Genomic DNA, 13,549 nt, shown 5'->3' with positions numbered 1-13,549 from the left:
CGCCGGCACTCACCTGAGTTCCGGCGTCGCGCCTTCTCGTTTCCCCCGGATGCTCTCTCACATCCCACCGCATTTCCACCGATCCTCTCTCACATCCCGCCGGTTTTCCCCGGATGTTCTCTCACATCCCACCGGTTTTCCCCGGATGTTCTCTCACATCCTGACCGGTTTCCGACGGACGGTCTCACACATTCCACGGGGTAATCGACGAATGCCCTCATCGTCAAGTTGGTTGTGAGTCCTTCATTACCTGTTGATTGCCGACCCTGGATCTGAGAAAACATCGGGCTCAAGGATCCTGCATGTGCAAGAACATCCGGCCACAGGCCGCAGGACATGAAAGAACATCCGGCCACAGGCCGCAGGATGTGAGAGAACATCCCACCCAGCGCGGCCCGATGTGAGAGCGCGCTACTTGGCGGGGCTGTACTTTGCGATATCAGCCGCGTTGGTGGATGCGCTCATCAGCAGGGCTGCGCCAAGCATGTGTGCGCCCACGAGAAGCGCAGGAATTCCGTTGTAGTACTGGGTGAACCCGATGACAGCTTGCAGCAACGTCACGGCGAGCAGCAGGAAGGCAGCGGTTCGGAACGGGCCGCCAATCTTATGCCGGACCACAAGGTATACAGCCAACAGTGTCCCGGCTGTGATCAGGTAAGCGGGCACAGCGTGAATGTGCGAGAAGAGGTCCCAGTCCAGATCATTGCGGGGCGCATCGGCATCGCCTGCGTGCGGACCGGCGCCTGTGACTACTACGCCGAGCATGACAGCTATGGCCGAGAAGACGGTGACGGCCAACATCACAGGCCGGGCAACCGAAGGCAGTGCAGGCAGCGCGTGCTTCATGAATCGTCCCGTGCGGCCAAAAGCGCGGTTAACAAGCAGCGATGCGAAGACAACCAAGGCCATGGATACCAGGAAGTGCAGGCCCACAACCCAGGGGTTGAGGTTGGACAGGACTGTGATTCCGCCGATGATGGCCTGAGCCGGGATGCTCGCCAGGAGGCCAAGAGCAAGCATGAAGAGGTCGCGGCGTTCTTTGCGGAGATTCCACAAGTAGACCAACATGAGCGCCGCAACCGCCGCCAACGCGAACGTGAGCATCCGGTTGCCGAACTCGATAAGACCGTGAATGCCCATTTCAGGCGTGTTGACGAGGGATTCGTCGGTGCATCGCGGCCAGGTTGGGCAGCCAAGGCCCGAAGCCGTGAGGCGAACTGCTCCACCGGTCACTACGAGCACGATCTGTCCGATCAGGGAAAGGACCGAGAGTCGGCGGATAGTGCGGTTTACCTCCGTCGGCAGCTTGGTGGTGAATCGCTGGACGGATTTAGGGAGGCGCGATGCCGTGCTCACAGTTTGCTCAACTCTCAGTTCTGCTTGTTGTCAGTTCCACTTGAACCAGCGAATGGCCGCGGCGCCGGCCAGCAATGTCCACATCAGGAGGACCAGGACGGCCGGGAAGGGCACGATGCCCAAAATGAAGGCATCCCGCAATGCTTGGCCCAGTGCGCCGGAGGGCAGGAAGTGCACGATGCCTTGGGCTATGGCGGGGAGCCTTTCCGCCGGGACAACGATCCCGCCCAGCGCTCCGAGGAGGATCCACAGGAGATTGGTGATGGCCAAGGTGGCTTCAGGCCGTACAGTTCCAGCGACCAGGAGTCCCAGCGCAGTGAACGCGGCCGCACCAAGGACAAGGATCCCAAGGCCTGGAAGCCATGCCTCCGCCCGCGGCTGCCAGCCCAGGAGCCCGGCGACTGCCCCCACGACCAGCACTTGGAGGAAGAGAACGACGAGCACAGCCAGTATTTTGCCGGCGATCAGGCCACCACGACCCAGGGGAGTGGTGGAGAGGAAGCGCAGAACGCCGTAACGCCGGTCAAATCCTGTGGCAATGCCCTGCCCAGTGAAGGCGGTGGACATGGCACAGAGAGCGAGGATTCCCGGCGTCGCTACGTCAACGCGCGAGCCTCCGAGCCCATCCAGCAGGGGAGTAACAGTCAGCCCGGCCAAAGCTAGAAGCGGAAGGACGACAGCAAGAATCAGCTGTTCGCCGTTCCGCAGCATAGTGATGGTCTCGTAGCGGCCCTGCTGGAGAATACGGCGAGGCAGGGTAGCGGGCCCGGCATTGGGGGAGAGGAGCTTGCTCATCGGAGGTCCCTTCCGGAAATGTCCAGGAAAACGTCCTCAAGGCTCCGCGCCTCGAGTCTCAGGGAGGCTGGCATGATGTTCCGTTCGGCCCACCAGGCGGTCAGGGCGGCAAGGTCCCCAGGTGCCAGAGCACCGGTGATCGAGTAGCTGCCGGCACGGGTTTCAAGGACTTGCAGGCCTGCACCAAGGACGCCTTTGAACTCGAGTCCAGGCGGCGCATCGAAAAAGAGGGTCCGGTCCGTGATCGCGGTATCGGCGGAATGATCGTGCCGCAGAAGGTCAGCGACCGTCCCCTCGGCGACGTTGTGTCCGCCGTCGATGATGTAGACGTAGTCCGCCAGGCGCTCGGCGTCATCCATCAGGTGCGTCGTGAGGATGATGCCCATGCCGGCGTCGCGCAATTCTGCAATGAGGTCGAAAACCACTTGGCGCGAATGCGGATCCAATCCAGCGCTGGGTTCATCGAGGAAGAGGACCTCGGGGTTGCCAATCAAGGCCGCAGCCAAGGCCACCCGTTGCTTTTGGCCACCTGAGAGGCGCCGCACACTGGTGCGGCTGAACTGGGCAATGCCCAGGCGATCCACGAGGGCATCGACGTCCATGGGGTTCCGGTACATGCCGGCAACGTGACGCAACAGGGGGATTGGACGGGCCGACGGCGGGAGCCCGCCATCCTGAAGCATGACGCCTACCCGGGACCTCAAGTCAGCGCCGGCAGTATCCGGATCTGCGCCCAGAAGTGAAATGGTTCCACCAGTGCGTTTCTGTAAACCCTGCGCACATTCAAGGGTGGTGGTCTTGCCGGCGCCATTGGCCCCGAGGAGGGCGGTAATCCGGCCCCGTTCAGCCACCATGGACAGGCCACTCACAACACGGAGCATTTTGCCGTCAAGGGCAGCCAAGGGCCCTACATCCTTAATGAGTCCGTCTATAGTGAGGACAGGGGAATCGGTGGATCGCACCAAAGTATTCTACGCGAAGTAGTACGGTCGCACCTGGCGGGTGACTAAGGTCAGTCTTGCCTTACTGGATGCATGAAACAAATTACGACATGATTGTGTTGTGTATTCCATGAGCAGTCCAATTTCCATGCCCTCCAGGCGGCATGCTGCAGCGGCAGAGGCCTTCGCGCCTTCGTCTGTGCTGCCGGACGCGGAGGACCGCACAAGGGACCGCGTTCTGGGTGCTGTGTTGGAGAACGGCCCCGTGAGTGCCGCTGAGCTGGGCGACCTCCTTGGTTTCACGCCTGCAGCGGTCCGCCGCCATCTGGATCATCTTGAGCGCAATGGCGTTATCGAAGTCAAGCGCGTAGCCAAGGCGGGAGCCGGTGCCGGACGTCCTGCGCGCCGATATGTCCTGAGTTCACAAGGGCAATCCAAGCTTGGCGATGACTACTTGAACATCGCCAGCTCCGCGCTCAGGCGGCTACAGGAAATTGCCGGCGAAGATGCAGTCCGCGAGTATGCTGAAGAGCGCTTCTCTGAAATGGAGCGCCGGTATGCACCGGAAGTTGCCGCCGCCGGGCAGGACATCGGCGCCCGAGCCCTGGCCTTATCCAAGGCCCTCAGCCGGGATGGCTATGTAGCCTCTGCCCATTCGATTGAGGCCAAAGCCCCTCTGCCGGCAGAATTTTCCAGTGTCCAACTCTGCCAGGGACATTGCCCCATCCAGCAGCTCGCAGCGGAATTCCCTGTTTTTTGCGACAGCGAGACCAAAGTCTTTTCCCGCTTGGTGGGCGTCGATGTCCGGCGTCTTTCAACCCTGGCGCAAGGCGGGCACGTCTGCACCACCCACATACCTACCGGGCGACCAGCTGCCACGGTGCATCACAGCACCGCAGAGCAGTCCGGGAACCCGTACCAGGAATCAAACAACCAGCAAGAAAGGCCGTGATGACGGACCAATTAGCAGAGAAAGCGGTAGCTGACGGCACTGTGATCTCGGAGATTCTGGAGAAGAATCCCGAACTGCACGGTATCGGAAACTACGAGTACGGCTGGGCCGACAAGAACGACGTAGGCGCGAATGCCCGTCGTGGCCTCAACGAGGACGTTGTCCGCGACATCTCCTCGAAGAAGAACGAGCCCGAATGGATGCTCGATCTACGCCTCAAGGGCCTGAAGTACTTCGACCGTAAGCCCATGCCTACGTGGGGTGCAGACCTCTCTGGCATCGACTTCGACAACATCAAGTACTTTGTGCGTTCCACCGAGAAGCAAGCGGCAACGTGGGAAGACCTGCCGGAGGACATCCGGAACACCTACGAAAAGCTCGGTATCCCGGAAGCTGAGCGCAGCCGGCTCGTTTCCGGCGTTGCAGCCCAGTACGAATCCGAGGTTGTCTACCACCAGATCCGCGAGGACCTCGAAGCCCAGGGCGTCATCTTCCTGGACACGGACACCGCCCTGCGGGAACACCCGGAGATCTTCCAGGAGTACTTCGGCACCATCATCCCCGTGGGCGACAACAAGTTCGCTTCGCTGAACACGGCGGTATGGTCCGGCGGATCGTTCGTGTACGTGCCCAAGGGTGTGCACGTGGACATCCCGCTCCAGGCTTACTTCCGCATCAACACGGAAAACATGGGCCAGTTCGAGCGCACCCTGATCATCGCCGATGAGGACTCCTACGTTCACTACATCGAAGGTTGCACGGCTCCGATCTACACCTCGGATTCGCTGCACTCGGCCGTTGTGGAGATCATCGTGAAGAAGGGCGCCCGCGTCCGCTACACAACCATCCAGAACTGGTCCACCAACGTGTACAACCTCGTCACCAAGCGTGCCATCTGCGAAGAGGGCGCCACCATGGAATGGATCGATGGCAACATCGGCTCCAAGGTGACCATGAAGTACCCGGCCGTTTACCTCGTTGGCGAGCACGCCAAGGGTGAAACTCTGTCCATCGCCTTCGCCGGCGAGGGCCAGCACCAGGACACCGGCTCCAAGATGGTGCACATCGCACCGAACACCAAGAGCTCCATCATTTCCAAGTCCGTGGCCCGCGGCGGTGGCCGTGCGGCTTACCGCGGCTTGGTCCAGGTCCGCGAAGGTGCAAAGCACTCGGCCAACACGGTCCGTTGCGACGCCCTCCTGGTGGACACCATTTCCCGCTCGGACACGTACCCGTACATCGACATCCGCGAGGACGACGTCGTCATGGGTCACGAGGCCACCGTTTCCCGCGTCAGCGAAGAGCAGCTCTTCTATCTGATGTCCCGCGGCATGCCTGAGGACGAGGCCATGGCCATGATCGTGCGCGGCTTCATTGAGCCGATCGCCCGTGAACTGCCCATGGAATATGCCCTTGAGCTGAACCGCTTGATTGAACTGCAGATGGAAGGGTCCGTCGGTTAACAATGACTGATATCACTACTGAAAAGGCACGCATCGGCGCGCCCTCGGCCCAGCCGTTTATCAACGGCTTCACCGAGGAAGGCGAAAACCTTTCGCCCGTAAATACCGGAACGAACACCAGCACGACGTCGGAGCAGCCTGCTGCTGGTCCGCTCGGTGGCGCATCGGTCAAGAGCCACTCGCATGGCGGCGGCGTCGGCATCCCGGATAGCTCCCGCGCCGGCCGCCTCACGTCCTACAAGCTGGAGGACTTCAAGCCCCTGACCGGCCTTGAAGAAGACTGGCGTTTCACGCCGCTGAAGCGCCTGCGCGGTCTCCACACCGAGGTCCTTAACGGTGCAGCTCCGGCTGTCAGCGTGACTGCACCGTCCGGCGTCGTCGTCGAAACGGTTGGCCGCGAGGACAAGCGGATCGGCCAGGCAGCCATCCCCGAGGACCGCGTGTCCGCCAACGGTTGGGAGAACTTCGCCGAAGCTACCGTTGTCACGGTTCCGGCTGAGCTCCAGGCCGAGAGCGAAGTTTCCGTCCTGATCACCGGATCCAGCGAGGCTCCTGCTGCCCAGCACATCGTGATCGTGGCAGAGCGTTTCTCCAAGGCGGTTGTGGTCCTGGATCACCAGGGCACGGCTGTTGTCTCCGAGAACGTTGAGATCATCGTCGAAGATGGCGCTGAGCTCACGGTCGTGTCCTTGCAGGAATGGGCCGACAACGCTGTTCACGCGTCGGCCCAGCAGGCCAGGATCGGCCGCGACGCGAAGTTCAAGCACATTGTGGTCAGCCTCGGCGGCGACGTCGTGCGCGTTACGCCGTCCACCCGCTTCACGGCCCCTGGTGCCGACGTCGAAATGTTCGGCTTGTACTTCGCCGATGCCGGTCAGCACCTTGAGCAGCGCCTGTTTGTTGACCACGCGGTGGCCAACTGCAAGTCGCGCGTGCTCTACAAGGGCGCGCTGCAGGGCCGCAATGCCCACACTGTGTGGGTGGGCGACGTCCTGATCCGTAAGGAAGCAGAAGGCACTGACACCTATGAGGCCAACCGCAACCTGGTCCTGACGGACGGCGCGCGTGCGGACTCTGTGCCGAACCTGGAAATCGAAACTGGACTCATCGAGGGTGCCGGCCATGCCAGCGCCACCGGCCGTTTCGACGACGAGCACCTCTTCTACCTCATGGCACGCGGCATTCCCGAAAAGGTAGCCCGCCGCCTGGTGGTCCGAGGCTTCCTCAACGAGATCATCCAGCAGATCAACGTCCCGGCAATCGAAGAACGCCTGACCGCAGCTGTTGAGCGCGAACTCGCCGCGACCGACAACTAGCAAAGACCAGGCAGGACAAGCATGAGTGAACAAACCAAGGGCGAACTGGTATGCAACGCCAATGACATCCAGGTCAAGCAGGCGCTGCGCGTCCTGATCGATGACTATCCGGTAGCCATCGTGAGGGACTCGATGGGCGAGATCCATGCCATCGGCGATACCTGCTCGCACGCGGACATCTCGCTGTCTGAAGGCGAGATTGAAGGCTGTGCGATTGAGTGCTGGGGCCACGGTTCCCAGTTCGACCTCCGCAGCGGACAGCCTCTTCAGCTGCCTGCCTACGACCCCGTTCCCGTTTTCGCAGTCACCATCGATGGTGACGACGTCTACGTGGACGTGACCAACGTTGTGAACGGTGCTTCGGTAGATAACTACTAAGCGCCCGGTATCACCAGACTTACGAACGGAAAAGAAAGAAGAGCATGTCTACTCTTGAGATCAAGGACCTGCACGTCAGCATCGAGACGGAGCAGGGCACCAAGGAGATCCTGAAGGGCGTCAGCCTCACCATCAAGACCGGTGAAACGCACGCCATCATGGGCCCCAACGGCTCGGGCAAGTCCACCCTCGCGTCCACCATCGCCGGCCACCCGCGCTACACGGTGACCAGCGGTACCATCACTCTCGATGGCGAAAACGTCCTGGAAATGAGCGTTGACGAGCGCGCCCGTGCAGGCGTCTTCCTCGCCATGCAGTACCCGGTAGAGGTTCCCGGCGTCACCATGACGAACTTCCTGCGTACCGCCAAGACGGCGATCGACGGCGAAGCACCCGCCCTTCGCACGTGGACCAAGGACGTCAAGGCTGCCATGCAGCAGCTGCGCATCGACGCCGACTTCGCTCAGCGCAACGTCAACGAAGGCTTCTCCGGTGGCGAGAAGAAGCGCGTCGAGATCCTTCAGCTCGAGCTCTTCAAGCCGAAGTTCGCTGTTCTGGACGAGACCGACTCCGGCCTCGACGTCGACGCCCTCAAGGTAGTTTCCGAAGGCGTCAACCGCGCACACGCAGAGGGAAACATGGGCACGCTGCTCATCACCCACTACACCCGCATCCTGCGCTACATCAAGCCCGACTTCGTCCACGTTTTCGTCGATGGCAAGGTCGTTGAAGAGGGCGGCCCCGAACTGGCCGACCGTCTTGAAGAAGAGGGCTACGACCGCTACGCCGCAGGCGCAGGCGTTGCCGTTGCTCCTGCCGTACAGGCCTAGTTAGGATCATTCCATGACCGAAATCAACGCGGCGCGCACCAGCCTCGAGGACGTTGAGGAAGCGCTCAAGGACGTCATTGACCCGGAGCTCGGTGTCAACGTCGTGGACTTGGGCCTCCTCTATGGCCTGAAGTACTCAGATGAGGACGGCGCACTCCTGATCGACATGACACTGACGACGGCGGCTTGCCCGCTCACGGACGTGCTGGAAGAGCAGGTAGGCAAGTCCCTCGACGGAGTCGTGGACGAGTGGCGCCTGAACTGGGTATGGATGCCGCCATGGGGTCCCGAGCGGATCACCGACGACGGCAAGGACCAGATGCGGGCCCTCGGCTTTAACATCTGATTGGCAGTTTTCGCCCTCCAAGGGCAAAGAAATGGTTCCGGACCTGTGGTCCGGAACCATTTCTGCATTTAGCCGTTGGCTCAGGAAATAAACCGTCGCCACCGCAGCTATGGCGCCGCAACACCAAACGTGTCGCATTTGTTGATGTCGCCCGTGGCGTATCCCTGGTAGAACCACTTCTGCCGCTGCGCGCTTGAGCCATGGGTCCAGGACTCCGGCGAGACGCGACCTGTTGCTGCCTTCTGGATTCGGTCATCGCCGACGGCGGACGCAGCGGACAGCGCGTCCTGCAGGTCCTGCTCGGTGAGGGGGTCAAGGAACGGCTTGCCCGTTGCCGGGTCTTTCTGCGTGGTCGCATGGCGAACCCAGAGTCCTGCGTAACAGTCCGCCTGCAATTCAACCCGGACTGCACCGGACTCCGGCCCTTGGGGATCCTGTTGTGCCCGGTCAAGGTTGCCCAGGATGTTTTGGATGTGATGGCCGAATTCATGGGCCACCACATACTCCTGCGCCAGTGGCCCGCCTGATGAGCCAAAACGGGTCACGAGCTCATCGAAAAACCCGGGGTCGAAGTATGCCTTGGTATCCGCCGGGCAGTAGAACGGACCGACAGCCGTGGTAGCAGCACCACATCCGGTATTCGTCCCTTGCTCGAAGATGACTGTTCCGGGCCGGGAATACTGAACGTTGTACTGGGCGAGGTATTCGGGCCAAAAAGCATTAAGGCTGTTGACAGTGCCTGTGATCCGGCAGTCGAGTCGTTTGTCCGCATCAGCGCCCGTCTTGCACTCCTGCACACCGCCGCTTCCACCTTCGACGGCGGGTGGCTGGGTTCCGCCGCCAGTAAGGTCGCCAAGGATGTTGGGGTTGATTCCGAAGAGGGCCAGAAGCAGCACGACGATGCCACCACCAATCCCGCCACCTATTTTCGTCCCGCGGCCCATGCCTCCGCCGCGTCGGTCTTCTACTTGGGATGGGTCTAGCTGCGCACCGTCATTGAAACTCATACAGTCAGAATAGACGTCACCATTGGTGCCGGAGCGCGGACACTGCCGTAAAATTGCGGGGATGCCTTTCCTGGATAAAATTCAGCTCTGGGCCGATGAGCGTCCCCACGACACCGCCGTCGTTGTGGGCCGCAGCCGGCTCAACTGGGCCGAGCTCCGCGACGCCGCGGCAAGCCTGCTTGGCCACGCGGCGGCCACTACTGTGCTTGCCGAACCCAACTCCACTGACTTCGTCGCGAAGTTTACGGCGGCGGTGGCGGGGGAGCGCCGCTGTGCTGTGCTGGACCCACTGTGGCCTGCAGCAATGGTGGAGGAAGTGACGTCGCGCATCGTCGATCCTGCCATAGCAACCGATGTGGAACTTGTAGACGGAGATCCGTCCACTACCTTCCTGATTGGGCTTACGTCCGGCACCACTTCGGTGCCGAAGGCGTTCACGCGGTCCCGCCGTTCGTGGCAGGTTTCGTTCGACGCTTCGATCGAGTTCTTCGGACTCTCCCAGGACGATCGGACCCTGGCGGCAGGTCCGCTCTCCTCCAGCTTGAACCTCTACGCCCTGTCTGAGTGCCTGTACGCGGGCTCTGCATTCCACACGCTGGAGTCTTTCGATGTCGGTGACGCCCACGCTTCGATCAGCCATGACAACATCACAAGACTGGTGCTCACCCCGACCATGCTTCGTTTGCTCAGCGAACGCGGCTTAGCTGGGGATGTGGATGCTTCCGGCATCCGGAGCATCATCTGCGCCGGTTCCAAGCTCGATGGCCGTACGTTGGAAGCGGCGCGCCGCTGGGCTCCACATGCTGCCATCTTTGAGTACTACGGAGCCTCCGAGTTGAGCTTCGTCTCCGGCACACGGCTGGCTGCCGGCGAGCCCCTCGACCTCGGTGGTACAGGGATTGGCCGGCCTTTTCCTGGTGTGGAATTGCGAATCCTGGACGACACCGGCCAGAACCTCCCGGACGGGGAGCACGGCAACATCAGCGTCCGCAGTGGAATGGTCAGCAACGGCTACCTCTGGGGCGACGACGGCCAAGCCCTCCGCTGCCTGGATGGCTGGTACACCGTTGGGGACCAAGGCTATCTCGCCGACGGCACCTTGCACATTCTGGGACGTCGTTCGGACATGATCATCACTGCGGGAAAGAACGTGTACCCGCACGAGGTGGAACTCGCCCTCGCCTCCGTTCCAGGCATTGAAGTTGCGGTAGCAGCCGGAGCTCCGGATGACATCCGCGGTCAAAAGGTGATTGCCGGCGTCGTTCCTGCCTACGGTGCCGTCACGGCGACGCAGTTGCGCACCGGCCTTGATGGCCTGCTCGCCCGTGACAAGTGGCCACTGCAGTACTACGTCCTGTCCGAATTGCCCATTACGGATCGCGGTAAGGTCAGCCGGATGGTGCTGCTCGACTGGATCAAAAACCATGACGTCCGGGCGCGTCCCCTTGGGTAGCGGCGGCCCCTTGGGAAGCGACCCTTCCATGCAGCAGGTCGACGAGTCCCGCCAGCCGGTCATCATCGCGGCGCTGCGGACTCCGATATGCCGGGCAAACGGGCAGCTGAGGCAGCTCCGCGCCCCGGATCTTCTGGCACCGGTCATACGTTCCCTCATCGAATCGGCTGGCATTGATCCAGCCGCGGTGAACGATGTCATCATGGGCAATGCTGTTGGTGGTGGCGGAAACGTGGCGCGCTTCGCCGCGCTCCAGGCCGGTTTGCCTGTCACGGTCCCGGGGCTCACCGTGGACCGGCAGTGTGGTTCCGGCTTGGATGCCATTGCGCTTGCGGCGCGTCTGGTTGGCGCCGGCGGAGATCCGCTGTTTATCGCCGGAGGGGTGGAAAGCATCAGTACGGCTCCAGCGCGGGCCAACAGGACCGACGACGGCGGACTGGACTTTTTCTCTCGGGCCGCCTTTGTGCCACCCCTGTTTGGTGATCCTGACATGGGTGTGGCTGCGGAAAATGTGGCCCGCACATTTGGTATCAGCCGTGAGCGGCAGGATGAGTACGCCCTCCGCAGCCATCGGCGGGCTCTTGAGGCTGCGGCAGCGGGCAAGCTCGCACGCGAAATCGTGCCGCTTGAAGACGCCGGGACGATCGTCGACGCCGACGACGGCCCCAAGCCTTCGTTGCGCGCCCCACTGATGTCGCGGTTCCCGGCAGTTTTCGTCCCCGACGGGACTGTCACGGCAGCGAACTCGTGTTTTGATGCGGACGCAGCTGCCGCCGTCGTCATAACATCGCTGAAGCGCGCCCGCGAGATGGGGGCGGTGGACGGCTTGCTGGTTTTGGGTTGTGAGACCACAGGTGTGGATCCGGAGTTGCTGGGCATCGGGGCCGCACACGCCGCCGAGCAGTTGTTGGCTCAACATGGCGTGGCTGCAACCGACGTAGACCTCATCGAATTCAATGAAGCCTTTGCGTCCCAGACCATCGCTTGCCTTGATCATTTGGGTATCGATCCTGGAAAAGCCAATGCCGAGGGCGGGGCCTTGGCTTTTGGGCACGGTTACGGCGCTTCGGGGGCTGTTCTGGTGACGCGCTTGCTTACCCAGGCTCGTGGCGTCTCCCAAAATTCCGGGCTGGCACCACTGGGCTTGGCGATGATAAGCATCGCGGGCGGCATGGGCACCGCAGCCCTGCTGCGCTACTCCCGGCTCCAGCCCAACTGACCAGCATTAGTGGTTGTTATGACGCCTGAAAACAACCACGAATGCCAGCTACTTGGGCTCGTCAGGTTCCCCGAGTCCTCGGGCGGCCAAGGCGTCGCCGGTTTGGCGCGCATAAGCGACCGTGGTGATAAAGACCGGGAGTATCAGTGCCCTGGGATTGCGTTCAAGTCCGCGGGCCCGAGCCGCATCCCTGACGTCCGAAAAGGCTCCGGCAATGAAGGGGATGCTCCTGAGCATCACGGCGATGGTGAGCGCGAAGCGCTCAGGATCGGCACCGAAGCGCCGGAATGGTTTCGCGAGGGAGACAACACCGTCCAGCAGGTCCTGGACAGGGGTGGTGGCGGTCAGAACCGAGGCTGCGACGACGCACACCAGGACGTTCAGGACGATGCGTGCAGCCGTGGGGGCACCTAATTGCCACCATTGGAACAATCCGATCACCACGAGGATGGGCGTCACCATCCATATGGCACGCATCAGACGGCGCAAACCGGCCCCGCTCAGCAGGAACAAGCCGCACATGATGGCGAAGACCAGCAGCGAAACTGCCCAGTCGACAATCAGGAAGGACGCGGTCCCGCACGCTGCAACCACCAGGAACTTCAGCCACAACGGGGTTCGGTGGATGGGCGAGTTGCCCGGCACATAGTTTGCGATCAGGAAGCCGTGGCCCCTCATAACCGGCCTCGTCCGGGGCGTTCGCCATGGCTCGGAACCTCACCATGGCTCCGAACCTCACCAAAGCCCGGAACTTCGTCGAGCGCAGTCGCGCATAGCTCCCGGTACCGCGCAACGCCTTCGGCCGCACCGCCGTCGAAGACTATCCGCCCCGACTCCACCACGAGGACACGGTCCATCTCCAACGCAAGGTCGAGGTCGTGGGTGGACATGACGACTTGCTGTTCCAGGCCCGCCAAGGTGCGCCGCAGCAGCTCGCGATTCCGCAGGTCAAGGAGGGTGGATGGCTCGTCGAGGACCAACACTTTGGGATTGACGGCGAGGACTGCCGCCAAGGCGAGCAACTGACGCTCACCACCCGAGAGCTCATAGATGCTCTGGTCAGCCAGGGGCAGCAGGCCAAACCTGTCAAGCACTGCTTCCGCGTGCGCGGCTCGTTCGCGGGTGTTCTTGATGGAGCGGCGGAGGGAGAGCTCAACGTCTTCACGGCCGGTAGGCATCACCAATTGCGACAAGGGATCAGTGAAGACGAATCCGACGTTTGCACGAACCCGGCGCACGGCTTTAACTGTGTCATCGCCGTAGACGTCAACAGTTCCGTCGCTGGGCTCCACCAGCCCGTTCAATAGCCGCAATAACGTGGACTTTCCGGAGCCGTTGGCTCCGATGACGCCGATACGCCGCTCGGCGAGGCTTAAGGAAACATTCTCCAGCAGGGTCTTGGACGTTCTGCTGCCGTCAATGGCTACACGAACCGAGACCCTGTTGAAGTTGATGGAGTTCATAGAGATATTGTTTCCGACTTTTGCGTGACG

General features: G+C 61.8%; 14 protein-coding genes. 8 read left to right on the top strand and 6 right to left on the bottom strand.

Annotated features, from left to right (window positions below):
* Window positions 1-411: 411 nt before the first annotated feature.
* The 3 genes from AB4Z15_RS14855 to AB4Z15_RS14845 are packed head-to-tail and all read right to left on the bottom strand — an operon-like array spanning window position 412 to window position 3,113.
* The gene (locus tag AB4Z15_RS14855) at window positions 412-1,356 is read right to left on the bottom strand and encodes a COX15/CtaA family protein (protein WP_442017865.1); all 945 of its coding nucleotides are present in this window, start codon (window positions 1,354-1,356) and stop codon (window positions 412-414) included.
* Between the two features lie 30 nt (window positions 1,357-1,386).
* On the bottom strand, window positions 1,387-2,151 hold the full coding sequence (locus AB4Z15_RS14850; RefSeq protein ID WP_442017864.1) for an ABC transporter permease: 765 nt from the start codon (window positions 2,149-2,151) through the stop codon (window positions 1,387-1,389).
* Window positions 2,148-3,113, bottom strand: coding sequence for an ABC transporter ATP-binding protein (locus tag AB4Z15_RS14845; protein ID WP_442017863.1), 966 nt, complete (start codon window positions 3,111-3,113; stop codon window positions 2,148-2,150). Before AB4Z15_RS14845 ends, AB4Z15_RS14850 begins: the two co-directional genes overlap by 4 nt.
* A gap of 109 nt (window positions 3,114-3,222) precedes the next feature.
* Between AB4Z15_RS14845 and AB4Z15_RS14840 the strand changes: the two genes are divergently transcribed.
* The 6 genes from AB4Z15_RS14840 to AB4Z15_RS14815 are packed head-to-tail and all read left to right on the top strand — an operon-like array spanning window position 3,223 to window position 8,377.
* Window positions 3,223-4,044, top strand: coding sequence for a helix-turn-helix transcriptional regulator (locus AB4Z15_RS14840; protein ID WP_442017862.1), 822 nt, complete (start codon window positions 3,223-3,225; stop codon window positions 4,042-4,044).
* Complete coding sequence (gene sufB / locus AB4Z15_RS14835; protein WP_442017861.1) at window positions 4,044-5,507, top strand: Fe-S cluster assembly protein SufB; 1,464 nt, start codon at window positions 4,044-4,046, stop codon at window positions 5,505-5,507. Before AB4Z15_RS14840 ends, sufB begins: the two co-directional genes overlap by 1 nt.
* Before the next feature lie 2 nt (window positions 5,508-5,509).
* Complete coding sequence (gene sufD / locus AB4Z15_RS14830) at window positions 5,510-6,823, top strand: Fe-S cluster assembly protein SufD (RefSeq protein WP_442017860.1); 1,314 nt, start codon at window positions 5,510-5,512, stop codon at window positions 6,821-6,823.
* Window positions 6,824-6,844: 21 nt separating this feature from the next.
* Window positions 6,845-7,201, top strand: a complete 357-nt coding sequence (locus AB4Z15_RS14825) for a non-heme iron oxygenase ferredoxin subunit (RefSeq protein ID WP_377653811.1) — start codon at window positions 6,845-6,847, stop codon at window positions 7,199-7,201.
* Between the two features lie 44 nt (window positions 7,202-7,245).
* Window positions 7,246-8,031, top strand: coding sequence for a Fe-S cluster assembly ATPase SufC (sufC, locus tag AB4Z15_RS14820; RefSeq protein WP_224090246.1), 786 nt, complete (start codon window positions 7,246-7,248; stop codon window positions 8,029-8,031).
* A gap of 13 nt (window positions 8,032-8,044) precedes the next feature.
* Entirely contained in the window at window positions 8,045-8,377 is a 333-nt protein-coding gene (locus AB4Z15_RS14815; protein ID WP_216925770.1) for a metal-sulfur cluster assembly factor, read from the top strand.
* 107 nt (window positions 8,378-8,484) lie between these two features.
* Here AB4Z15_RS14815 and ypfJ read toward each other — a convergent pair whose 3' ends face one another.
* Window positions 8,485-9,384 (bottom strand): KPN_02809 family neutral zinc metallopeptidase, encoded by a 900-nt coding sequence (gene ypfJ / locus AB4Z15_RS14810; RefSeq protein WP_442005379.1) that lies wholly within the window; start codon window positions 9,382-9,384, stop codon window positions 8,485-8,487.
* Between the two features lie 61 nt (window positions 9,385-9,445).
* Between ypfJ and AB4Z15_RS14805 the strand changes: the two genes are divergently transcribed.
* Together AB4Z15_RS14805 and AB4Z15_RS14800 are read left to right on the top strand one after the other, a co-directional pair.
* The gene (locus AB4Z15_RS14805) at window positions 9,446-10,837 is read left to right on the top strand and encodes a class I adenylate-forming enzyme family protein (protein WP_442017859.1); all 1,392 of its coding nucleotides are present in this window, start codon (window positions 9,446-9,448) and stop codon (window positions 10,835-10,837) included.
* 28 nt (window positions 10,838-10,865) lie between these two features.
* Window positions 10,866-12,056: a thiolase family protein gene (locus AB4Z15_RS14800; protein WP_442017871.1), complete on the top strand. Its 1,191-nt coding sequence runs from the start codon at window positions 10,866-10,868 to the stop codon at window positions 12,054-12,056.
* A 48-nt stretch (window positions 12,057-12,104) separates the two neighbouring features.
* Here the strand turns inward: AB4Z15_RS14800 and AB4Z15_RS14795 are convergent, their stop codons facing one another.
* Both AB4Z15_RS14795 and AB4Z15_RS14790 read right to left on the bottom strand, forming a co-directional pair.
* Complete coding sequence (locus AB4Z15_RS14795; RefSeq protein WP_442017858.1) at window positions 12,105-12,734, bottom strand: energy-coupling factor transporter transmembrane component T family protein; 630 nt, start codon at window positions 12,732-12,734, stop codon at window positions 12,105-12,107.
* Window positions 12,731-13,519: an energy-coupling factor ABC transporter ATP-binding protein gene (locus AB4Z15_RS14790; protein ID WP_442017857.1), complete on the bottom strand. Its 789-nt coding sequence runs from the start codon at window positions 13,517-13,519 to the stop codon at window positions 12,731-12,733. The genes AB4Z15_RS14795 and AB4Z15_RS14790 overlap by 4 nt, the downstream gene beginning before the upstream one ends.
* Window positions 13,520-13,549 lie beyond the last annotated feature (30 nt).

It is taken from the genome of Paenarthrobacter sp. 2TAF44 (genome assembly GCF_052114885.1).
Taxonomy (GTDB): domain Bacteria; phylum Actinomycetota; class Actinomycetes; order Actinomycetales; family Micrococcaceae; genus Arthrobacter.
The sequence above is the reverse complement of the archived record's forward strand: the minus strand, read 5'-3'. Positions and strand labels throughout refer to the sequence as shown.

Coding starts and splice junctions, on each gene's coding strand:
- AB4Z15_RS14850 (WP_442017864.1), bottom strand. CDS start 2,151: ATGAGCAAGCTCCTCTCCCCCAATGCCGGGCCCGCTACCCTGCCTCGC.
- AB4Z15_RS14840 (WP_442017862.1), top strand. CDS start 3,223: ATGAGCAGTCCAATTTCCATGCCCTCCAGGCGGCATGCTGCAGCGGCA.
- sufB (WP_442017861.1), top strand. CDS start 4,044: ATGACGGACCAATTAGCAGAGAAAGCGGTAGCTGACGGCACTGTGATC.
- sufD (WP_442017860.1), top strand. CDS start 5,510: ATGACTGATATCACTACTGAAAAGGCACGCATCGGCGCGCCCTCGGCC.
- AB4Z15_RS14825 (WP_377653811.1), top strand. CDS start 6,845: ATGAGTGAACAAACCAAGGGCGAACTGGTATGCAACGCCAATGACATC.
- sufC (WP_224090246.1), top strand. CDS start 7,246: ATGTCTACTCTTGAGATCAAGGACCTGCACGTCAGCATCGAGACGGAG.
- AB4Z15_RS14815 (WP_216925770.1), top strand. CDS start 8,045: ATGACCGAAATCAACGCGGCGCGCACCAGCCTCGAGGACGTTGAGGAA.
- ypfJ (WP_442005379.1), bottom strand. CDS start 9,384: ATGAGTTTCAATGACGGTGCGCAGCTAGACCCATCCCAAGTAGAAGAC.
- AB4Z15_RS14805 (WP_442017859.1), top strand. CDS start 9,446: ATGCCTTTCCTGGATAAAATTCAGCTCTGGGCCGATGAGCGTCCCCAC.
- AB4Z15_RS14800 (WP_442017871.1), top strand. CDS start 10,866: ATGCAGCAGGTCGACGAGTCCCGCCAGCCGGTCATCATCGCGGCGCTG.
- AB4Z15_RS14795 (WP_442017858.1), bottom strand. CDS start 12,734: ATGAGGGGCCACGGCTTCCTGATCGCAAACTATGTGCCGGGCAACTCG.
- AB4Z15_RS14790 (WP_442017857.1), bottom strand. CDS start 13,519: ATGAACTCCATCAACTTCAACAGGGTCTCGGTTCGTGTAGCCATTGAC.